Annotated in this window: 15 protein-coding genes and 1 riboswitch; of the genes, 8 read left to right on the plus strand and 7 right to left on the minus strand. The window is 62.0% G+C overall.

The annotated features are described in order from the left end of the window. The first annotated feature begins 84 nt into the window (after positions 1–84). Both E0T84_RS04315 and E0T84_RS04320 read left to right on the plus strand, forming a co-directional pair. Positions 85–3,891, plus strand: coding sequence for a GTPase (locus E0T84_RS04315; RefSeq protein WP_138743885.1), 3,807 nt, complete (start codon positions 85–87; stop codon positions 3,889–3,891). Continuing rightward, positions 3,888–5,504, plus strand: a complete 1,617-nt coding sequence (locus tag E0T84_RS04320; protein WP_171054910.1) for a GTPase domain-containing protein — start codon at positions 3,888–3,890, stop codon at positions 5,502–5,504. Before E0T84_RS04315 ends, E0T84_RS04320 begins: the two co-directional genes overlap by 4 nt. A 144-nt stretch (positions 5,505–5,648) precedes the next feature. Here the strand turns inward: E0T84_RS04320 and E0T84_RS04325 are convergent, their stop codons facing one another. Continuing rightward, positions 5,649–6,278, minus strand: coding sequence for a DEAD/DEAH box helicase (locus tag E0T84_RS04325; protein WP_138743887.1), 630 nt, complete (start codon positions 6,276–6,278; stop codon positions 5,649–5,651). Positions 6,279–6,396: 118 nt separating this feature from the next. Between E0T84_RS04325 and E0T84_RS04330 the strand changes: the two genes are divergently transcribed. Beyond that, entirely contained in the window at positions 6,397–8,034 is a 1,638-nt protein-coding gene (locus E0T84_RS04330) for an IS1634 family transposase (protein WP_055110997.1), read from the plus strand. Here the strand turns inward: E0T84_RS04330 and E0T84_RS04335 are convergent. Further along, entirely contained in the window at positions 8,031–11,168 is a 3,138-nt protein-coding gene (locus E0T84_RS04335) for a TM0106 family RecB-like putative nuclease (protein ID WP_138743888.1), read from the minus strand. The genes E0T84_RS04330 and E0T84_RS04335 overlap by 4 nt on opposite strands. 164 nt (positions 11,169–11,332) lie before the next feature. On the opposite strand from E0T84_RS04335, the gene E0T84_RS04340 reads away from it, so the two are divergent. Then, entirely contained in the window at positions 11,333–11,566 is a 234-nt protein-coding gene (locus E0T84_RS04340; protein ID WP_138743889.1) for a hypothetical protein, read from the plus strand. A gap of 486 nt (positions 11,567–12,052) precedes the next feature. Here E0T84_RS04340 and E0T84_RS04345 read toward each other — a convergent pair whose 3' ends face one another. Together E0T84_RS04345 and E0T84_RS04350 are read right to left on the minus strand one after the other, a co-directional pair. Continuing rightward, positions 12,053–12,607 (minus strand): hypothetical protein, encoded by a 555-nt coding sequence (locus tag E0T84_RS04345; protein WP_138743890.1) that lies wholly within the window; start codon positions 12,605–12,607, stop codon positions 12,053–12,055. Then, entirely contained in the window at positions 12,604–13,128 is a 525-nt protein-coding gene (locus tag E0T84_RS04350) for a hypothetical protein (RefSeq protein ID WP_171054911.1), read from the minus strand. The genes E0T84_RS04345 and E0T84_RS04350 overlap by 4 nt, the downstream gene beginning before the upstream one ends. A 253-nt stretch (positions 13,129–13,381) precedes the next feature. Here E0T84_RS04350 and E0T84_RS31785 point away from each other — a divergent pair, with 253 nt between their 5' ends. Together E0T84_RS31785 and E0T84_RS04360 are read left to right on the plus strand one after the other, a co-directional pair. Further along, positions 13,382–13,675: a DUF3293 domain-containing protein gene (locus E0T84_RS31785; RefSeq protein WP_171054912.1), complete on the plus strand. Its 294-nt coding sequence runs from the start codon at positions 13,382–13,384 to the stop codon at positions 13,673–13,675. A gap of 433 nt (positions 13,676–14,108) precedes the next feature. Beyond that, positions 14,109–14,220, plus strand: a riboswitch (SAM riboswitch). Between the two features lie 404 nt (positions 14,221–14,624). Continuing rightward, the gene (locus E0T84_RS04360; protein WP_138743892.1) at positions 14,625–14,984 is read left to right on the plus strand and encodes a hypothetical protein; all 360 of its coding nucleotides are present in this window, start codon (positions 14,625–14,627) and stop codon (positions 14,982–14,984) included. 60 nt (positions 14,985–15,044) lie between these two features. Here the strand turns inward: E0T84_RS04360 and E0T84_RS04365 are convergent, their stop codons facing one another. From E0T84_RS04365 to E0T84_RS04375, 3 genes are read right to left on the minus strand one after another with little or no spacing between them, the layout of a single operon-like run. Beyond that, complete coding sequence (locus E0T84_RS04365) at positions 15,045–15,872, minus strand: hypothetical protein (RefSeq protein WP_138743893.1); 828 nt, start codon at positions 15,870–15,872, stop codon at positions 15,045–15,047. Then, entirely contained in the window at positions 15,869–17,125 is a 1,257-nt protein-coding gene (locus tag E0T84_RS04370) for a hypothetical protein (RefSeq protein ID WP_171054913.1), read from the minus strand. Before E0T84_RS04370 ends, E0T84_RS04365 begins: the two co-directional genes overlap by 4 nt. Positions 17,126–17,130: 5 nt before the next feature. Continuing rightward, on the minus strand, positions 17,131–19,254 hold the full coding sequence (locus E0T84_RS04375) for an AAA family ATPase (RefSeq protein WP_138743895.1): 2,124 nt from the start codon (positions 19,252–19,254) through the stop codon (positions 17,131–17,133). Positions 19,255–20,050: 796 nt separating this feature from the next. Here E0T84_RS04375 and E0T84_RS04380 point away from each other — a divergent pair. Both E0T84_RS04380 and E0T84_RS04385 read left to right on the plus strand, forming a co-directional pair. Beyond that, a complete protein-coding gene (locus tag E0T84_RS04380) occupies positions 20,051–22,357 on the plus strand; it encodes an AAA family ATPase (RefSeq protein ID WP_249383582.1) in 2,307 nt (768 codons plus the stop codon). Then, positions 22,354–22,692 carry a hypothetical protein gene (locus tag E0T84_RS04385; protein WP_138743896.1) on the plus strand — a complete coding sequence of 113 codons (339 nt, stop codon included), beginning with the start codon at positions 22,354–22,356 and terminating at the stop codon, positions 22,690–22,692. Before E0T84_RS04380 ends, E0T84_RS04385 begins: the two co-directional genes overlap by 4 nt. Positions 22,693–22,711: the final 19 nt, after the last annotated feature.

Below are 22,711 nucleotides of genomic sequence, written 5' to 3' on the forward strand. Positions count from 1 at the left end.
GAACCGCCGCCGACTGTCGGAGCCGTCAGCTAACGTCTGTGCACCGCACGAGCTAGAGGGCGGTCGCAACACTAGGGAGGCAGCGTGCAGGAGGGTCTCGAAGCAATCGACTTCGACAGGGCGATCGCGCGCGCACTTACGGCCGGACACGAAGAAATGGCTGTGCTTGACGAGTTGGGTGAGGCAGCGATCGACTGCTACGCCATTTCTCTGCCCCGAGCCGATGGGCTTGGACCACTGATTCAGGAGGTCTCAGACGCGACCGCCGCCTTCGCTGAGAAGGTGCGTACTCACCTCTCCGAACAGCGCGATGTGCTGTCGACCTTCAACGTGGCTTTCTTCGGCCGCACAGGCGCCGGGAAGAGCACGTTGCTGTCGGCCTTCGGTCAGCTGGATGGAAGCGATGTCTCGCCCGGGGAAAGTGACTGGACGACTGAGGTTCACTCGGTGCCCTGGCGGGGATGCCGGCTCTACGACACTCCCGGGATCAACGGTTGGGGCGGCCGAAAAAGCCGCGCAGAACTGGAGGCCACCGCGCGTCGAGCAGTAGAAATCGCTGACGTCGTCCTGCTGTGCTTCGACAGCCAAAGTCAGCAAGCCAGCGAATTCTCAAAGGTCGCCGATTGGGTGCGTCACTACGGCAAGCCCACCATCGCCGTACTCAATATCCGGAACCTACGTTGGCGGCACCCGGCCAAGGTCCCCAATCAGACTGCCCGGGAAAATATTTCGGTGCCCGTCCGCCAACATAGCGATAACATCCGCACCGAGTTGGCCAGCATCGGTTTGGCTGAAACACCCGTGGTCGCGATTCACAGCAGGCGAGCGTTGTTCGCACGTGCAAGTCTGCCCTTTCGGGGGCCTGCAGAACGGGATTTTCTGAATGAACGCGAGCAATACGGGGTGGAGTACCTGGCTCGTTGGTCGAATTTCGGGGCACTCGAGGCGCTGTTGACCTCGGGGATCGCCTCTGGTGGTGCACAGCTGCGATTGACCTCGCTCCGTGAGGGGATGCGGGCGATTCTCGCCGACGAAGCCGACATGTTGTGTGCACTCGACTCGCGACTCAAGGAGCGATTCGACGAAGTCGACAGGCTGATCGCGCGACACCTTGAAGTGCTTGGCTACCTCGAACCTGCGGAACGCGGAGCCTTCGTTCATGACGACGACTGGAGCGGTGACCTGCTCACAATTGCAGAGACCGCGCGTGGCGCCCCGTACCTCACGCCGGCCGACGGCACTTTCAGCAGGTACCTGCGAACAGTACTGAAGCCGCACCTCTCGGCTCCACGCGGTGATGCGCTGAAGCGCTTCAAGCGGCTCGAGCGGGAGGCGTTCGAGAAGCGCATGGACGTTGACAAAGAATCGTTCGTCAAGGAAGTGTTCGACGAACCGGCAATAGCAGATGCTCTTGATCGGGTGTGGTCTGAATCTGCACAGTTTCTTGAGCGCGAATTATCAATGGCTGCAGCCGAATTGCGGCATCGCGACTTCTCGGCGGATCATGACTCCTCCAAGATAGGCGGCTCGGCTGGTTCGGGGTCAGCGACCTTTGAAACCGCATTTAGGACAACGGGACTGTTGACTGGAGTCACTGCCGCCGTGGGGGTGATTGCACTCGCGAATGCCTGGAACCCTATTGGTTGGGCGGGCGGACTCGTCGTCGCAGGAGTCAGCATCGCGTCGTCGGTTTTCAGCATCGTCGGTGGACGGCAGGGCGACTCCGCTGAACGGCAGCGGGCTGAGGCGCGCGCCAAGGCTGCGTACGCTGGACGCACGGCGATTCGTAAAACTTTTGACGGAATTGAGAAGGACTTCGCCCGCGACGCACGCTCAATGGCCTGGAATCAAGCAGCACCTGTTGTGAAGTTACTGCTGCGCGAGGCGGCGGTGCTGTCGCGGTTGCGTCAGCAGGTCGCTTCTATCGGTGACCAGCTCAGTAGCAGCGCGGGCAAAATTGCGACAACGCCCAAGGTAGACGTCCTCGCCGAAGCGCAGCAGTCATTTAGCGACCCGTCGGCGAGTGGAGGAGGTCGCGGGAATGTCCAGCGCATCTTATTGGGAGAAGACTGGTTCGACGTCGCAACACCGTCCGTCGACTCCCCACTAGGAGCTAGCACGGCGTTTTTGGATTCATGCCGTGAGCGCCACGACTTTGACGGCGCCCGGCTGCGCCGCGCACTCACGGACGCGGTCAAGAGACCTGATATCGCCCACATCTCGAACTGGATAGAGCTGCTGTCTGGTGCGGCCAGCAGTGACCCGGCATTCCGAGCCGCACTAGTTGCTGCGAAGCCAGCACATAATGCCCGGCCGGGGATCGCTGTTGTTGGCGACTTCAGTGCGGGAAAGTCGTCCTTCATCAAACGGCTGCTAGTTGAGCTAGGCGGTGAGGTGCCCGAAACGCTTCACATCAGAGCTGATCCCACGACGGACGAAGTGCACGTCTACGAATTGGGCCGTATCGACCTCGTGGACACACCCGGCTTTCAGAGCGGACGCAGCGACCACGATGAAAGGGCGGTCGCCGCTATTGCGAACGCTTCGCTCGTGATCGTGTTGCTTCACGTGAACTTGTTGATCGGTGACACCGACCGGCTCGAAGGAGTGGTGAAGGGTACCGAGTCGGCGCCGGCCAAATGGCCACGGATGTTGTTTCTCATCAACCGTTGTGACGAACTTGGCGTCGACCCGAGTAACGATGTCGACGAGTACTTCAACCGACGCGATCGCAAGGCAGCGGAGTTGCAAGCCGCGTTGAAGTCACGGGGCATCGACGTCGCTGCGGATCACATCCACGGCATCGCCGCAGATCCATTCTCGGCCGTCGGAAGCCAGCTATCGGTCACCTGCGACTCGTACACTGCCAATCGCGACTGGGATGGCGTCGACGCGTTTCTGGAAGCGTTGCGTTCATTGTCACCGAGTGATTTAGCTCAGGCCAATGCGATAGCGGCATTCGATAACGCGGCTGCAGAGCTGCTGCACTTGCAGATTGCCACACGCGCTGAGAGTGAGACGAGTCGATCGGCGGCCGATATTCATTCTTCTTTGATTCTGGCGCTAGAAAGGTGTCTGGACGATGCTCAACAGCTGTCGGACAAATTTGATCACACGCTGTCAGAGTTGGTGTCACGGCACACGGCCGAAGCTATCAGGAAGGTCCGCGAGGTGAGCCGCGGCGATGAACAGAATCTGGCTGCGGCCATGGAGTCCTGGAACAACACCGATCTCCACGCTGAGGTTGAGGGATTCTTGGTATCTGCCAGCGATGAGATTGGCGAATGGGCAGCGATACACGAGTCTGCAATAAATCGAGAGCTCGCCGCCATGAACTTCACTCAAAAGCTGAGCGAGCCCGTGACAGACACTGGCGAATCGCCGCGCGATGCTACCGCCGACGTGGTCGGGGTGGGGAAGTTCGTTACCGAGGCGGCGCAGAAACTTGCGGCGGGAGCGGGCACGCGGGACGCCGTCTACGTCATTGGGAAGAAGCTAGGCCAGAATTTCAAGCCGTGGGGTGCGGTCAAACTTGGCCAAACAGTTGCACGAGCTGGAGTGGTACTGCAGGTCGCCGCGGTTGCATGGGATGCGTTCAGCTGGGTGCGCACCGAGGGTAAGCGCGCGCACTGGGAGGAAACTGTCAGCGCGGCGGTTGAGTCGGTGGAGCAGAACAGCGCAGATCACATGGCGGAGTTCTTGCGCGGCGAGGGCGCTCCCGTTGCCTACCTCCTGGAACGAATTGTTGACATAGGAGCTGTTCGCGACGACCACAAGAACCAGCAGATGCTGGCGCAATACGACTTGTCCCGCGCGGAACGACGACTCTCGGTGATTGCCGCGCTGTTGGAAGCCTTTGATGATGTCCGGAAGGAAGCGATATCACAGTGAGTCCCTTTGACATTGTTTCGGCCAAGTCCTGGCTCGACTCCATTCCCGGCGGGCACCTCGGTTTGGACGCTGATGAGCGGTGGCAACGATTTGCGGCCAGCAATGAGCCTGTCGTAACGGTCTACGGTGCGTACGACACGGGGAAGAGTTCGCTCCTTCGACGCTTGGTTGTCGATTCCGGAGTGGAGGTGCCGGAGTGGCTCACGATTAGTGCTCGCCATGAGACGTTCGAAGTCAACGAGATTTGCGCGGCGGGGTGTGTGCTCCGAGATACCCCCGGGTTCGTTACGGGAGCCGAAGACGCCCGCGCCGATATGAACACTCAACTGGCCGCTGCCGCAGTCGAGCTCACTGATGTCGCGATCGTTACGGTTACTCCTCAGTTGGCGACGGCTGAGTTCTCTGCGCTCCAGACGTTGCTCAAGCTGGGCTGGAGGGCGGGCTCCTTGTGGTTCGTCATCTCGAGATTCGACGAGGCGGGTGTAGATCCCGAGTCGGATCCTGAGGGGTACCGCGAACGGGCCCACCGAAAGACCGAAGAACTTCGCCGTGCGCTGGGGCTCGAAGAGTCTGTACCGGTGTTTGTCGTGTCACAGGACTTCGCGCAGATGGCCGGATCGGAACGCAATCCGGATCCGCAGCTGTGGGACGATTTCCGGAGCTGGGACGGAATGTCAGAACTGCAGGGCGCGCTCGCAGAGCTCGGCTCCGGGAACAAAACATCTTTGAGAGCTGCTGCTGCTCAGCGCTTCTGGCGACAGTCGGTCACAAATGCGATCGACGGACTACGCGCGGAGGTAGCAAGGTATAGCGAGCATGAAAGCTTCGCGGACGAGGGCCTGCGACTCCGCCAATCATGGGTGACGCAGCTGAGTACGCTGCAGGCGTCCGCTGATGCGGATCTACGCGGCAGGATCTCGGAATCGATGGGGCAAGCCGTCGACGACCGGCGCGATGCCGATGCCATCCAGCAGTCACTGAAGACAACCATTGATTTTTGGTACGGACTCCAAGAGCGCAACATAGAGAAACTACTGCGCAACGTGGATGAGACGATTGCCCTGGAGCGGCAGCGCCCATCTTGGCAGAAGCTGGACGAGCTCGCCGAATCTATCCGTGCACGGTCCACGCGCGCACCGGAGGTCGAGGAACCAACCGAGGTCGTCTCGCCGGCGTTCAAACAGGTTGCCAATGCAGCATTAACAGCCCTAATCGAGTACGAGAAGCTCTCAACACTGCGAAAGCCGGCGCAGGTCGCGACGTCGGCGATGGGCGTGAGCAAGCGAGTTGCGGCTGCGACCGCTGTGGTTCCACTGCTCGTCGAAATATCGTCGGTCGCCGAACAGTTCTTCAGATCCCGAGTGGAGGCATCGGAGCGAGAGCGCCAACGTAGGGAGATGGACGCAGAGCTCGATCGCATGGGTGCCTCTGCGGCGAGCGCGGCGATGAACGAGCTCGAACCACTGATCGAAGCAGCACGACAGGCGATTCTTGACGCCACCGCCGACCGAGCCGAATTGAACGATGGGCTGAGCAAGCTGGTCGGTGAGCTGCAGGCGCTCGTCAAGTCGGGTGAAGATCTACTGGAAATCTCCGAGGTGCACCCTCGGTAGCAATTGACCGGGTAATAAGCGCTACGCGTCGAGAAGTGCTTCTTGCAAATGTATTTCGATGATCAGGATCGACCGCATTGACGTTGCCAAGCCGCGCAACTAGGGCCTCGTCGGTTCATTGGGTAGACCTACATATGCCTGCCGCTACCTAATCGCATGCTCCACAAACGCATTCAACGTCGCGATCAACCGCATGTCCTCCACCGTGCGGGCCCGAGTGTCGAGCAGCGCCTCGGTGCAAACGAGGTACGCCAGACACCTAGCCCGGCTGACCGCGACGTTGAGCCGATTGCGGGAGAACAAGAAGTCAGCGCCGCGAGTCATGTCGTCGCCGCTTGACGTGGCCATGCTGAAGAACACGACCGCTGCCTCCCGGCCTTGGAACTTGTCGACGGTCCCGACCGGCACACCGCGGGTGCGATCGGAGCTGTCGAGTCGCTCGCGGATGGTACGAACTTGGTCGTTGTATGGCGCCACCACCATGAAATCGTTTACTGCCAACGGACTTTGGTTGCCGTCGAAGTCCGTCCACGGTGTGCCGATCAGTCGGCTGATCTCGTCCGCGATCAGGTCTGCCTCTTCGACGGAAGCAGTGCTACAGCCGACATGACCGGCGCGCAGCCACCGCAGGCCAGTTCCGGCGATCGTCGACTGCTGGCCGCAGTTGGGATGGCTACTGAGCCGGCCCTCATAGATCTGGTCAGAGATGAATCCACACACATCGGGATGCATGCGCCGGGTCTCGGACAGGAACGCACCGCGGTTGTCGGGCATGGTGACTGCCTCCTGACTTAGGTCATGGTCGGCTGGTCTACGAATCCGCAGTCCGTTGACCTGCAGGTTTCCTCGGCTTAGTGCCCCGTTTGGGGCACTAAGCGGGTAGGTTCTGGCGGTGGCATACGTGCGGAAGGTGCGCACCGCCTCGGGCGCTGTCGCGGTGCAGGTGGTGCGTAAACATCGAGGTCAGCGGACGATTCTGGCGCATGTCGGTTCCGCGCATACCGATGCCGAGCTGGGCCTCCTGCTCGAGGCGGGCCGCCGGATCGCCGCCGCCGATCAAGGTGCCCTCGACATCGAGGTGACTGCCCGTACCCAGCGCGTCGATGACGTCGCCGACTGGCGGGCCGGCACGCTGAACCTGCCCGCCGCTGGTGCTCCCAAAGGCGCCGCGGTGCCGTCGGGACGCACCACGGCGACGTGTTCGCGACTGCTCTACGACACCCTCGCCGCGGTGTATGACTGGCTGGGTTTCAATGCCGTCGATGATCCGGTGTTCCGGGATCTGGTGATCGCCCGACTGGTCGAACCGACGAGCAAGGCCGATGCCGCCCGGGTCTTGACCGATCTGGGCGCAGACACCGTGTCCTACAAGACAATCCAACGACACCTGGCCAAGGTCAACACCGGCAACTACCGGGATGTGATCGCCGGCAAGTGCTTCACCCACGCCGCCGATCGAGGCGGGCTGAGCCTGCTGTTGTACGACGTCACCACCTTGTATTTCGAAGCCGAGAACGAAGACGACCTGCGCAAGGTCGGCTACTCCAAGGAACGTCGCATCGATCCGCAGATCGTCGTCGGTCTACTCGTGGATCGGACCGGGTTCCCGTTGGAGGTCGGCTGTTTCGAGGGCAACACCGCCGAAACCACCACCCTGGTGCCGGTCATCAACGCCTTCCAATCCCGCCACGAGCTCGGTGACGCCCCGATGGTCATCGCCGCTGATGCCGGCATGCTGTCAGCGACCAACCTGACCGCACTCGACGACGCCGGGCTCGGGTTCATCGTCGGCTCACGGAGTGTGAAAGCCCCGATCGATCTGGCGTCCCATTTCCATTGGAACGGTGACGTTTTCACCGACGGGCAGATCATCGACACCGTCACACCCCGGCACGCGAAATCCGTCGTCAATGATCCCGCGCACCGGCGTGAGCCGGCCTGGAATCCCGACGAGCACCCCAACGCCTGGCGTGCGGTCTGGGCGTACTCGGCCAAACGCGCACGCCGCGACCAGAAAACCCTCTACGCCCAGGAGACCCGCGCCCGCGCCGTCATCAACGGGGAGCGTGCCGCCAAGTCCACCCGCTTCGTCACCACCCACGCCGGCAACCGCGTCCTCGACGAGGCCAGCCTGGCCCGCGCCCAATCACTGGTCGGCTTGAAGGGCTACGTCACCAACATCCCCGCCACCATGATGCCCGCGGCCGAGATCATCGCGAAGTACCACGACCTCTGGCACGTCGAACGCTCATTTCGCATGTCCAAGAGCGACCTTCGTGCCCGGCCCATGTTCCACCGCACCCGCGACGCCATCGAAGCCCACCTGACCATCGTGTTCACCGCCCTGGCCGTCGCACACAACGTCCAGGACCGCAGCGGCCTGGCCATCGCCAAAGTCATCAAATCCCTGCGGCCGCTACGCTCGGCGACCATCGCCATCAACGGCGCCACCCAGACCTTCCCACCGCAAATCCTGGCAGCCCAACAAGAAATCCTGACCACCCTCGGCATCCCAAAACCGGGGCACTAAGCCAAATGTCCTAACTCAGGTTGGAACTTGTCGACGGTCCCGACCGGCACACCGCGGGTGCGATCGGAGCTGTCGAGTCGCTCGCGGATGGTACGAACTTGGTCGTTGTATGGCGCCACCACCATGAAATCGTTTACTGCCAACGGACTTTGGTTGCCGTCGAAGTCCGTCCACGGTGTGCCGATCAGTCGGCTGATCTCGTCCGCGATCAGGTCTGCCTCTTCGACGGAAGCAGTGCTACAGCCGACATGACCGGCGCGCAGCCACCGCAGGCCAGTTCCGGCGATCGTCGACTGCTGGCCGCAGTTGGGATGGCTACTGAGCCGGCCCTCATAGATCTGGTCAGAGATGAATCCACACACATCGGGATGCATGCGCCGGGTCTCGGACAGGAACGCACCGCGGTTGTCGGGCATGGTGACTGCCTCGCCGAGGATGTGGTTGAGCACGCTGCGTCCGCTGTCGTGCGGGTGGACCGCCTGCGCCACCTGCGGCAACTGCAGCGGGTCCCCGAGCAGCACCAGATTGCGTGCCGAGGTGGATGCAGCCAACGCGTCGGCCAGTGAAAGCTGCCCGGCCTCGTCGATCAGCAGGACATCGACTGGGGCATCGCGCATCGCCTCCGACGCGAACAGCCACGTAGTGCCTGCAACCACATTGAATTCGCTTCGTGCACAGACCTTGTTATCGCCATACCGAATCACCCCGGCGAATGTCTTGGTCCCGTCAACCGGTGTCTTTCGTACGGCGCGAAGTTCACCGATGCTTCCCAGTTCCTCGAACGTCTTCAGGACCTCTTTGACCACATTGTCGATGGCGACATGCGTGTTCGCGCTGATGCCGACCCGCAGGCCGCTGCGGACCAGTGCGTGAATCAGATGCGCTGAACTGTAGGTCTTTCCGGTTCCGGGCGGGCCCTGGATGGCGGCACAGCTGGCATTGAGGTTCGTGACCCACTGCGTCATATCGGCGAGAACGTCGGTGAACGTTCCGCCAGCGGGACCGCCTCCGGTGGTGAATGTCGGGATATCGCGGCGCAGCAGGGCCAGCGTCGCCGGATTGACATGACCGCCGTCGAGCAACTGGCTGGCGAACGCAGACAGGGCTTCCGGCTTGGGCTGCGCTTGGACCCAGTCATGCACGACAACGGATTTCGGTATGTGGCCGAGGTACTGCAGACCCTCGTTCCACTTGAGGTCGAGTACGCGCTCGTTACGGTCGAGTTGAGCAATCTCCGCGTACCGCTTCATCCCGTCGGGGTCGAGGAAGACGACGCTGCTGCCCGTCAGCGGAAAACTCGTGACGTCCTGGTCGGGAAAAGTGAATCGCATGGCGGGCAGGAGCAGTTGTCCCTTGGCGCCGAACTGGTCGATCAGGCCGACGGACTCCAGACCGGTGATGGCCTCACGGTCCTCATAGAGGCGTGACGCGTCGCCGGCCAGATTGGCGACTTTGGGGGTGATGTATGCCGACCACTCGCGCCCCCAGTAGCCGAGAAGATCGCCAAGGAAATGCTCGTCGCTGCCGACCTCGAACTTATGCAGCTGGGCGATCCGCTCGTTGAACTCGGGATGTTTCTCCTCGAATTCGATACGCGCTGAGCGCCATTCGATATCGGGAGGCCGCTGTTCGATCAACCAATCACGTAGCGCCATCGTCGCCAGGACGTCGTCCTCGTTGTAGATGGCGATGGCATCCAGATCAGCGCGATCGCCGTCGGACATGAAGCGTTCGTATTGCAGCACAGCGCCTGCGCCCTTGTCGATTTCGTGGCTGCGTTGAAATCCGGTCAGCTGTTCGAGTGCCTTGAGACCGTAGGATTCAGTTCCCGCTTGAATACTGTTGCGTGCCACCAACAGGAGGTCGACGAAGTACCCGGTCTCGACGAGACGGGTGAGGGCGGGCTCGGCCACGCCGTAAGACTGACTTAGTGAGACCAGCGATGACCGTTCAGTGTGGTTGTAGTGGTAGGCGTGCATGTCGGGGAACTGCCCGCGACGCTCGGCCAAGTAGTCGATGAATTGAGCTGTCGCCGTCGCTTCCTCGTCCTGATTGTGTGCCCACCAGGTGCGGTATTGCCACTGCCCGTCAGTGTTGCGCTCGAGCAAGCCGAACAGAAAGAACAGGCCGGTATCGGCACGCCAGAACGGATGGCCCTCGAAATCGATGAAGACGTCACCGTCGTCGGGCTTCGGCAACGTCTCGAATCCACGGCCCCACTGAGGATCATCGCCGGGCGGCACGACACGATACGGCGGCACCCCATCCTGGAGTCGTGCCTGCACTTGTAGCGCAGCCTGCTGGGCGACCCGTTGCAGCCGTTGTTCCCGCATCCCCTCCACGGAGTCGGTCCGGGATGCCAAGTCCGCCAATGTCCGGACGTCAACGTCGGCCAACGCGGCAATGTCGCTCTGGCGAATGCCGGCAACGAAATGCAGGGCATCGTCATCGCGCCACTGCTGCACACAGGACTCCTGGAACTCACAGAAGTCGCAGTGCGCGCAGGGTTGCGGGGTCGTTCCGGCGATCGGGCCGGCGGCGAGCGCGGTAGTCAGTTGGGTTCGCAGCCGTCGCCAGTACGGGCTGAAGTCGTCTACTCGCAACTTCTCCAGATGCCCCGAACCCAGCCACACGTACATGTGCTCGGGACGAACTCCCGTCTGCGCCTCGATGGCGTCGGCGTAGAAGCACAACTGGAGCACGTGACCAGGCTTGGCGTCGGACCGGGCGAGCTTCGCGTCGACCGGTTCATACGAGACGGCACCTGTCGTGGGATCCTGCACTTGTACAACGAAATCCGCGATGCCGCGCACGCCGTCGTGCATGAACGGCATCTGGTACACCACATCCCAGTTCTCACCGAAGAGATTACCGCTCCGCGCCACCCAGTCCGCGAACGCCTCGCCATCACGGCGGCCCGGAACATCGAGAACGGACTTGCCGTCGCTCCGATAGTGGGCCAGGCACTCCTTCTCGTGCTCCTCGCCCTTCGATAGCAGGAGCTGGGCGAACGACCCGAACATTGACTTCGGCTGGGGGAGTAGCCCCTCATCGACCTGGTGGCGCAACGTCAGGTAGTGCGGGCAGTCCAACCATGCCGTGATCTTGGACGGGGTCAGGAGGTGCTCACGCATCGTGGTTGCTCCTCTCGGCCTGGGCTTGTGTATCGGATGGGCGATGCTCGGGTGCGGTGCCGCGCCCGCGACAACTCGGTACCACCGCATGATTGTGGACTGTGCCACTGACAACGGTGAGGAAATTCGGCCGTGCAGATGCGCGCATTTGGTTGACTGACCCGGTGCCCGCGTATGAGGACTTCACCTGGACCGCCGCAGAGACGCTGAGAAGCATGGCCGAGGGTGACGATCCGTGGTGCTACTACGAGCAGACTGCGGTGCGCTTCGAGTCCGGCCGGGTTGTTCCAGTAGCCGGCGGGAGCGCGGACGAGCGCCCACCGTTGGGATCCTTGCACATCGTCACCGCAATTCAGCCCGAGACCGGCCCTGCTGCCCGATCCGGAACTTCTTCTTGAGAGCACGGAGGAGCGCTGACCAGCGCACTCTCAAGTAGTTTCGGACGGGTCCGACCCTGTTTGTCCACGAATACTTGACGGTGCCGGACAAGTTTCACGAAGACCTGAGAGCACCGGAGCGAACTGCGGCAGGCCGCCGCACTCGTCGGTGTCCGGTGTCATGCTTCCTTTCATGGACGGCTACGACATCTCGCTTGGTGCTCCACGCGATTGGTGTCCTGCATGACCGCGGGTGCCACAGCGTGCGGATTGAAGCCGGCGAGAGTTCGACGGGCATGTGGTACGAGGGCCACCGCGGCGATTGGCGCGTCGGACGAGATCCGTTTCCTAAGCCGTCGCCACCCGTACATGACCCTGGGCCGCTTCGTGGTTGGCCCGATTAGGGACCGAGGAAGCGCTCGATGCTCGGCGCCTTCGTCGGCGAAACGTGCTGCACGCGCGTTCATGTACCGGGGCGCCTAGCGCACATAGGTTGTTGCTCGCCAGCTACGCTCCGCCCGAGAGCCCGTTCAACTCTGCGGCCGCATGAATGGCGGTCTTGAGTTCGTCGAAGGAACACTGCCTCGGACCGAGGGCTAGCAGCCGTCCGAGCCGAATCTTCTTCTGCTCCGGAACGTTTCGGTTAAGTTCGGTCGTGGGCATCACATAGAACGTCCATTGCCTGACGTCGAGCGGATCGACCGGTTCGCCAATCGAGCCGTTCAGCAGGCAGAAGACGTACACTTCGGCGCTTCGCTTCGCACGGGGCGCATAGGTGTTGGTGTGGGCGTCCCACCCCTTTGCCGGACCGATGCCGAACTCGATCACCGAGGGTCGGGTCTGCTCCCACGATTGCACGTAGGCAGCCGATTTCACTTCCACCCCGACCTTGACACCGTCGACGTCGACGTCGAGGTCGTGACTGTGCCATTCGACGCGCTTCACCTCATCAATGCCGAGTGCTATCGCCACGATGTACTCGGCCAGCACACCACGGGTGGTGTTGGTGAGCAGGTCGTCGTACGCCCAGGCATGGAATTCCTCTTTTTTGATGTCAGTCATCGCCGAGTCCTTAATGCTTGAGCCGCTCCCCTGCCAAGTACCGTCGTCACTTTGAGCCGATCGATGTCGTCGATGGTCAGGACCGCTTCGGGTCGGGTGATCCGCTTGATGTCCTCGGCTTGCGGTTGCGGCACCAGGAGTGCCAGGTCGCGTGCCTCATCAACGTCGATGTTTGTGTGTATCCACTGGCTCTGATCGGTGCGCTCGTGGTCGACGCTCACGAACCAGTTAGCCAAGAATTCCTGCAGGTGCGGGATCAGTGTCCACACCTTGCGCCGGGCCAGCGCCGAACGCGCATCTGGACGGGTGAATGCGAGCCAGGCGAGTGCTTCACTGTCGGCGTCGGTGAGCTTCCAGAACACCCGGCCGTTGTGCGCCAGCGGCCGGGTGACAGCGATGCGCTCTCCGGTCTCGCGGGCCCGCGTGGTGTAGTCGGGAAGCGTGTCGGTGTGGTCGGGAACGCTGTAGAAATAGTCGTGTGGCCTCTGCGGTCCCAGCCGTCCGCTTCGAGCGTTGTCCATCAAACGCGCCCCCTCACCGCGCACCATGTTGCCATGTCATCGGCTCCCTGTGTCTGACGATCCGACTACCGGTCGTTGGCCGAACGGCAACAGAGTCGCACATGCCTCCGACAAGACGCCGCCGACAGAGGTCGTCCACAACCTGAGGGCACCATCGCCGGCATCCCGGAGGACGCCGCACTCTCAGACGGTCATGGGAAATCCGCCGAATCCGGATCACTCTCAGGTATTCGCGGAACACTCTCAAGAAGTAGTGGATCGGACACCTGACTCAGCGGACAACGCCGCGCGCATGATCGTGCTGGACCAGGAGCTCGCCGCGGCGCGTACCCGGTCGCTGCCAGTCGTCGGTGCCAGCCCCTATGGGCAGCACGCCGAGGAAAGCTGGGCGGTGTTCGGGTTGAGCGACGATCAGGCGCGCCAGCTCGGTCTGCGATTCGGGCAGGTCGCGGTCTTTGGGTGGAGCGGTCCTCGGTGGTCACTGTTGGCCTGTGCAACCGACCGCCAGACGCATCGAGGGTGGCGGTGGCTAGAGGAAGGCGGGTGACCTCGCGCGGCGCCGCAGGACCGATGTCTGGGCGTCGTCGACTGCTGCGCAATGTGGAGACGGCGGGAAACATAGGACCTACGGCGAAATGATGGAGGTCGCCGGCTGTTCTGGAGCGGATGCAGCCGGAAGTGTGGCAGGAACAGGAACTCGACGAACAGTTCAAGATCACGAGGTGTCCTGTACTGCACTACTCGCGCCGTGATCCGTCCGCCGGTGAGATCGGCACCCGCCTGCTGAGGCGGCGAGCAGTGTGCGCTCACACACCGTCGGATTATTGGGTCGGCGGCGATTGGACGAAGCTCGCATTCCGGAACTACACCGGCGCGCAGCTGCTAGATCTCGCCGACGTTCAGCCCAATCTTCGGGCTGACCGCGCAGGGGTGTGTGCGGCCGGAAGAATCTGTCAGGCGGCGTTGTTACGGTGAGCGAGCTTCACGAGATGCCGTCGACAAGCTCCGACTGGGCGGCACGCCAACCCCACGCTCGTGGGTGGCTCGGATGACGAAGCGATCGCCTTCAACAGGAGGCGGTAAGAGCGCCTCGATGAGGGGCGAGCGGTCGCGGCCGTACATCGAGAGGGTGGGCAAGATGTTTGGAAACGAGTGGATCCGACTCGCCGCGGGTGATCTTGTGTTGCGCACCTGGATCGGCGATTCGCAGGTCACCTACCATGCAACATGGGATGCCTTCGGGTGGAATGTTATTCGACGTGTTGCAGGTGCCGTGGCGCCACTACTGTTGGTCGCCGCTGAGCCATCCTTCAGCGCTGTGCAGGCCGCCGTCGACGACGATCGGCATGGGTTGTGAATGTGTACAACCCTGGCGCCATCGCCTGGGAAGTACCCAACTTGCATCGCGCTGGGGCCCCGACCGGTGGCCGTGACCGTTGCAGGTCCGCGATCGTTCTGCCGTCGGAGTCGAGTACTGACATCTGGAGAGGGTGGCCGTGACTATGGACCGCGAAGGCACTGTGTTGTCTACCGCCGCACCCGAGTACGCCGCCAGCACGTGGGGCCCGTACTACGACGTCCTGTATCCGCAGCGCCAGGTTCACTACATGGTTCAGTGGAGAGCCGTCCCGAACTGGATCGACCACGCGGTCGCGCTCTGGCGCCAGCGCGAGGAGCTGCGTCGGGTCTACGAGACCGAACACGGCGGTGCACCAGAGCGGTGGCCCACCAGACATCCCGGCGTAACGCTCGGCGACTGCGCAGGATGCCTGGGTTGCCAGTGGATCGCTACGGCCTGGCGTGACTCTGCGGAGCTCGCCCGACGCCACGAGGTGTCCAACGGGATTTCGAACTGAAATCTAGCGGCGCAGGACGCTGTGGCCGACTCCGTCTGCTTGCCCTCGCGGGCCGGCAGGTCAGGCGATTTCGTACGTTCCGTCCGTCAACGCGTCGCTAACCCATTCGTCGAAGTCTGGCAGGTTGCCATCGGGACCTGCGCTGGCCAGATAGACATGGAACATGTCATCGAATCCGAACCATTCGTCGTCGGCGGTGCGGTGATACTCGTGGGCGAACGCATCGCTCGATTCAATACCGGAATTCAGTAGCTCGTCGGTGAGGCCGACGAGTGAGTTGGCGAACTCGACCCAGTGTTGCGGGTCTTTTGCGCCGCCCGGTCCGCCGGCCGTGGGTGCGGCACCGGGCAGCCGCTGGAATCCCAGTCCGGCATCGCCCGAGTAGCTCACCAAAACATTCTTTCCGTCTGGCCAGGCGGCGATACCGGTAAACGAGACGTCCGACATCATCGACAGCCCGGAACCGCTCAGCACCGACCATTCGACGGTCGTCTGTCCGTCCCATTCCAGTGCAACCTCGCTCTCGAGATGTGAATCTTCATCCCATGGGGTCACCGACCACAAGCTCAGCCCGAAACGCCCGGGCTTGATCACCTCCGGAAGCTGGTCGACGGGATCCTTCTGCCAGGGCTCGAGCTCCACCTCGTATGCAGTGTCGGTGCGAGTGATCTGCCATGGCTCGATGCCCCGTTGGTGGAATTCCGTTGCGACGTCAAGGGGTACGGTCTTGTCGATGTATTCGACCGCATCGTCGGCGTCGATCTCGGCATTCGCCCATTCGCGGGCGATGGCGAGGGACACACCGGCATCGATGAAGGTCTTCGCATCGCTGGCAGACAACCCAGCGGCAAGCCATTCGGCTGGGATATTGGACGGGTCCGTGCTCATGGGGTCCTTCCGTGGCTTCGGCGTGTAGGTGTCGAAACTTGTCCTTCTGCTTGCGCCGCGAGCCATCCCTGAAGGTGCTCAGCAAGCGCGTCCGCTGCGTCCGCTGGGTTGGCTGTGGTGGTGTTCCAGTTGAAGCAATTGATCGCCACGGGTCCGACGCGGACGTGTGCCCCGACTTCGCGCTCGCCGAATGCGATTACGACGCCGGCATTGACGCGGTATCCGGTTGCGAACGTGGTGATCTGGTTGAGGTCGGAACGCCCAATCGAACCGTCCGGACGATGTTTATATTTGATGTCGCCGACTGCGAAGGTATGTCCGAATACCAGGTCTGGGTTCAAGCTTCGTTTCTTGTCACCTTGCAGGTTCTTCCGCCGTTTCTCGATTGTGCAATATGTGTGGAGTCGCCGCTGGAGGCAGTCGCGTACTCCAGCTTCGACTGCGTCTGGGGTGCGGTAGAGAAATGTCCAAACCGGTTGCGCACCTTCGCAGATGGAGATGCTGCTGCTTTCCAGAATCATCAGCGCCAGTGGAAGGACGTCTTTGTAGCTGCTAGTGAGTGGGTCGAGCCTGACTTGGGTATCGCCGTCGCGCAGTCCCCGGATGTCAGTCAATCGATCGCCGATTCGTCGGCATCGCCGCCGCAGATCAGCCGGCATGTCCGGCCAACTGAGTAGTCGGAGCGTGGCGCCTTTGACCACCCGGTTCAGGCTGGTGTCCTCGCTGCGGATGTCGTAGTCGCAGCGGACAACTGGTCTGCCCATCATCACTGAACGTGCGGTAGCTGTGGCCTCGATCCGGCCGCGGGCACATCCGAGGTTGCCGGTGACACGCGAGTAGTCGCTCGCCAGCCCATGCCGCAGCAGCACTTCACATGCTTCGGTGAACCACGTCGCCACGACAATGTGGAAGCTGGAGTCTGTTTCGAGATGGGTTCGTTCGAGCAGGTGACGTGGAAACTGTTGAGACGCTGCGAACAAGAACAGTAGATGTGCCAATGAGATCTTGGGATTGACCACGAGCTGAGTATGTTGCAGTCCGATCACGCCGATCGCATCCGAGATGCGTACCAGGTAATCGGATGCCGACACGGCATTGCACCGCACCACCGTCTGGTTGGAGGAGGGATCGTCTTCGTCAGAGGCGCCCCACCAATCCTTCTTGGACGCGAGCTGTTGCCCGATGCTGCGCAGCGTTGCGGCTTCCTCCGCCGTCAGCGGCACCCGCTGCTCGGCGGATTCGGTCAGATGCACTGTTCTCATAGCGGAGGCTGATCTGGCCACAGGTCATTGAACACGAACTGGTCCACCAATGACGGCTGGTCGAAGTAGTACTCACGCAGCAGCGGCAGTATCTGGCGCAGCCACGTCCGGCGCAAATCGTCAGGCGTGTACGTGCGGCGCATGAAATAGCTGTGGCCGATCGTGTGGTTCTCATCGATGTCTTCGCGTAAGCGAGCATTCAGCTCCTTGAACCCATCGAGGAGGCTGAGGACCTGCGAGTCGTATCCGCCACGGTCGTAGTAGCGCTCCAACACTGTGTCACGTGGCGGGCAGTCGAAAATGTCGAACCGCCGGCGTAGTGCGGCATCGAGATTGCGCACACTTCGGTCAGCGGTGTTCATGGTGCCGATGATGTACAGATTGCGCGGCAGAGAGAATTTCTCGCGGAGCAGGAGCTGAATCTCCTTTTCTCGATACTCCAACAGGTACAACAACTCTCCGAACACGCTGGGCAGATTGGCGCGGTTGATCTCGTCGATCACGAGCACGAATGATTGATCAGGGGAGTTGCGCGCAGCGTCGGCAAGTCGGACGAGCTTGCCCTCGATCACCTCGAACGTCACCTGCCCGTCTTTGGCAACGGGACGCAGTCCTTCCACGAAGTCCTCGTAGGCGTAACTCGGGTGGAACTGAATAATCTGAACGGTGCCCGGCAGCCCACCGGTCAGATGTTCAGCAACCTTCTCGGCGACATACGTCTTGCCGGTACCGGGAGGTCCAGCCAGGATCACCTGTGGTCGACGCGTACGCAGGGTCTCGGTCAGATCATCGATTTCCCCTGGAGGCCAATGAATTTCGTTGATCAACCAGCCATGGTCACGGGGACCTGGAACAGGTGTGGGTCGTTCCAGCAAGGTGCGGAGCATTTCCCACTGCGGCCCAGTCACCTTGAAGTTGGCGGCAGTCGGATTCTTGACGATCTCCAAATCTTTGAGGACCGGTTCTGCGGCCATGCGGTCCAGAGTCAACGGATGTGCGAGGAGGCTCTCCTTGAGTTCGAATCCGATGGAGCGGCCCGCAGTTGACTGACCGTCGGGCTCCGCCTCGGCTTCGTGCTCGGTCATATTGTCCCCGGTGATGCTCCCAGTCGCGTAGATGCCGGGTTGGGGCGTCGGTGACCACAGCAGCACGGTGTCGCCTTCGGCGACTTCCTTGACGTGTTGTCGCAACCGCAAGTTTCCTGGGGTGCCTGCTCCAACATCGGGCTTCTTGAGATAGTCGGTCAAGTCGAACTCATCGGCGGCAGGCTGCAAGATCCAGACTTGGCGTTTCGGTGGGGCGGGTTCAGCCCAGCGCTGTTCGTAGACAGGATCGCGGTAGAAGTCGATCGGCCCACCAGCGGCCTGCGTCAGATTTGCGTAGATCTTATGCAGGTCGATGTCGACGTCGTCCGTCTTGCCGCCCTGTAGGCATTGGTCGGCGAAAGCGTCACGGATCCTCGTCCGCTGGCGGGCAATGATGGTAGGCAGATAGAACCAGGGGAATGCCAGGTACAGCAGTGATTGGCGTTGAGCGCCTTCACTTGCTCCGGGTGCTGCCTGTACGAACTCTCGGAATGACAGCGGGTCGGCCAACGCGGCAGTACGTTCTTCTTTGCTCACTCCGCAGGCGTAGTGGGCAAAGGTGATGAGCCACCGTAATCGTGCGAACCGACCGCTCTTGAAGCCGATGCCGCCCTTAAACATTCCGTGGTGGAGTGCCGCCTCGACGTCAGCGGGGATGGTGGCTGGGGGGTCGAGATCCTCGATGGGCAGACAGACGAGCTCCCGTTTCCGGACTGCGCCATAGTCGCCGAGGGGCAGCAGATTCAGCAAAATGAGGTCGGAAAAGAGCAGGCGAGCTGCCCGTGAGGTTGTGCTGACCTGCTTTCGCAGTTTGTTGTCAAAGCTCTCGCCCGACGTATCCGGGCTCTCGACGTAGACCGCGATCAATTCCGCCGCTGCGGCCTCGGTCCAGGCCTGTTCGGTATGTGACATCGTCGAACGGCCCTGCAGAAGGCCGTTATTGATGATCTTTGGTCCCAGGGTTTCGATGAACGGTGTGCCTTCACGTCCCATTCCGCTGTAGGCCTTGGTGCCCAGGTCGTCGATTGGCGCCATGATCGCTCCTTGTAGTTCGCGGCTGATGTTATTTGAGGTGGACGAAGGGGCGGATCGACTTCCCTAATTCCGTACCGTCGGCGGGGCTGTGGAGGATGCCCATCACCTCAGTGCGTCGAGACGGTCTTGTAGTCGGTTGTGTACGGTCGTCGCCATCGAGACCTCCCAGTGCTCGGGTGACGTCAGTTCCCGCTCGGCATGGAATCTCCAGCGAGCCGATCAGTATGGACCCGGCGACCGACAACTCGATCGAGCCGGACGCGCGGCAAACCAGGTTGATGGTCTCGCAGAGAGTTGCGGTTCGTATCTGAGTGCGCAGCGGTCGCGAGCAACCGCGGCGATCTTCATGTTGGCGTCACTGTTCGGAACCTGGGATACGCGGCCTGGTAGTTGATCTTTGTGCGTCCAACGACGAGGCTTCACCGACGCCGTGCAGAGCCGCCGGAGCCGAGTCGCCCGACCGCGGGTTGTAGACGTGACGTGACCAGGAGATTCTCTCATTAGCTAGCGCGTTCGGTGCCGACGAGGACGCTCCGCTGCGGGAACGGCAGACACATTGGCCGCCAATTCCGGACGCCTTGGAAGTCACCTTTGTCAGGTTGCTGCACGGGCACCACGGCTTGCGGCACGCAAGGCTGACTGGCATCAATTGAACGCGCACGTCGGTGCCACGTAGTTCAATCGTCGCGTGGAAGAAATTGACCGCGCCGGCAGTGAGATGGAGCAGTCTGTTCAGGAGGCCATCCTGGAGCTGCTCGATGCCGACAGTGAGCTGGACGAATCGGCCCGCAACCTCGTGTTGGGCGCGCTTGCCGAAGTTACCGATGAAGCCGACGGCAGCGCGGAGACCGACTGGTCCTCGACGTACCTGACCAACATCACGGTGTCCGGCTTCCGCGGCATCGGTTCCACGGCCAAACTCGACCTGGAGCCCGGCCCTGGCCTGACCGTGGTCAGTGGTCGCAACGGCTCGGGCAAATCAAGTTTTGCTGAAGCCGTCGAACTGGCCCTGACCGGCTCGAGCTACCGCTGGCGAGGGAAGCAAGCGCTGTGGTCGGAGTCGTGGCGGAATCTACACAAATCCAATCCCTGCGCATTGCGGGTCAGGTTCACCCGCGAAGGCAGCGGGCCGGTCACCATCGGCGTCGACTGGGCTACCGAGGCGGAGCTGACGGACTGCACGCTGTGGACCCAACGGGACGGCGAAGACCGCCTCGACGGTATCGACAACCTCGGCTGGACGCATCCGTTGCAGCGTTGCCGTCCGGTGCTGTCCTACGACGAACTTGGCCGCCTCTTCGACGGTGGGCCTTCTGCTCTGTACGACGCGCTGGCCAAACTCCTTGGACTTGAGGTGCTTTCGGTGGTCGAGAAGAGGTTGGCTGCCGATCTCAAAGAAGCCAAACTGGTGAAGGACGCTGCCGACGTCCTGCGGAAGGAAGCTATTGCGGCGCTGTTGTCGTCGGAAGATGAGCGAGCCGCAGGCCTGGTGAAGCTGCTGAAGAAGCATGTACGGCCACTCGATGAGATTCTGGCGATAGTCACCGGGGCGAACCAGCCCGAAACGGGCATCGTCGCGGCGCTTCGCGATCTCAGTGAGATGGTGGTGCCGTCTGTTGAAGACATTGGATCATGCCTGGCCCGGCTGCGAACTTCACTGGACAACCTACGCCGCAGCGAAGTCGCGATCGCGGCATTGGCGTCAGACCGGGTGGAACTGCTGCGGAGCGCACTCGACTACCACACGCGTGCCGGGGACACTGACTGCCCGGTGTGCGGTGAAGGCCGGCTGGATCAGGGCTGGGCCGAGCAGGCGCGCACCGCACTCGTCGACGGTGAAGCCTCGGTCGCCGAATACCGCGCAGCTGTCAATGATCTCAAGACTGCCCAGGCAGGTGTTCAAGGGCTGACGGCACGACTGCGGCCGGTCGAGGCAGCCCCGGGGGTCGACCTGCAGGTGCTTGCGCTGTACAACACCGCAGCTGAACACGCCGCGGAAATCCCCGTGGACGACGTCGCGAGAGTGGCCGAGTTGGAATCGGCGCTGACCGATGCCCTCAGCGCGGCGGAACTGCTAAGAACCGAAGCCGGTCAAGTTCTGGCGAGCCGCGAAGACGCCTGGGCGCCGCTGGCGGCGCAGGTGGCTGCGTGGGTGCCGGAGGAGCGCAGGGCTCAGCAGCTCGATGCGCGATACAAGGCGGCCACGGCCGCCAAGAACTGGGCCAACAAGCAGGGGATGGCATTTCGCAACCTCAGACTCAAACCTATTGCGGCTCAATCGCGCCAGATCTGGAGTGAGTTACGACAAGAGAGCAATGTCGATCTCGGCGAGATCACTCTGAAGGGAACGGCTACCCAGCGGAAGGCGGTGCTGAGCGGCTCTGTGGACGGTGAGCCCACCCAGGCTCTTTCGGTCATGAGCCAAGGTGAGCAGAATGCTGTCGCGCTGGCGCTGTTCCTGCCACGGGCCACGTCGGTCAAAAGCCCGTTCCGGTTTGTGATTCTCGATGATCCGATTCAAGCCATGGACCCGGCCAAGATCGACGGCTTCGTCCGCGTGCTTACGAGCATCGCCCGTACCCACCAGATCGTGGTCTTTTCCCACGACGATCGATTGGCTTCGGTCATCCGGGATACCGGTGTCGAGGCGCGGCTCGTCGATGTCATTCGGGGAGCCGGTTCGAAAGTCACGACCCGGCTGAACACGGACCCGGCGCGTCGGCTTGTCGACGATGCCTTCGCGATCGTTCAAGACAACGGCCTACCCGACGACATTAAAGGACGCGTGGCGCCGAACCTGTTTCGGATGGCGTTGGAATCGGCGGCCAAACAGGCACATTACGCACGCCAGTTGTCGGCGGGGCAGTCCCGGGTGGCCGCCGAATCGCAATGGCAGTCCGCGAAGAAAACGCGGAACCGCCTGGCGCTCGCTGTCCACGGCGATGAGCAAGCAGACGTGACGGCGTGGCTCAACGCCCGTCGTGGGCGGAAGAACGTGCTGGACATCGGCAATGCCGGCGCCCACGGGAGCGTCGAGAATCTGACAAAGGAGGACGTGCGCGAGCTCGAACGTACCGTGGACGATCTCCTGGGGCGGCGATGAGCGCGAACGAACTGCTGCGGCAGGCACAGCGGATTGTCAGACAGTCACGCGCTGATGGACTTTCGTCGCGCATGGCGGCCTTTCTCGCGCGTCAAGCGTTGGAAGAGATCATCGAACTGCGGTGCGCCAGCGTGGGTGCACCCGCGCCATGGGCGAATACCAGGAGTCAGCTTGTGGTGCTGCGTTCGTTGGACACCGAGGAGGCCGCCGACGGCGCGGCGATCGCGTGGAATCGGCTCAGCGCGGCATGCCACGTCCATGCGTTTGAGCTGCAACCCTCAGCCGCTGAGATTGAGTACCTGTGCGGTGTTGTGGAGTCCTTGTTGCCAGTCTGACTTTCGCCCCGAGTGCCCG

Origin of the sequence: Mycobacterium sp. DBP42, from assembly GCF_005924235.1 — a bacterium.
Lineage (GTDB): Bacteria > Actinomycetota > Actinomycetes > Mycobacteriales > Mycobacteriaceae > Mycobacterium > Mycobacterium syngnathidarum.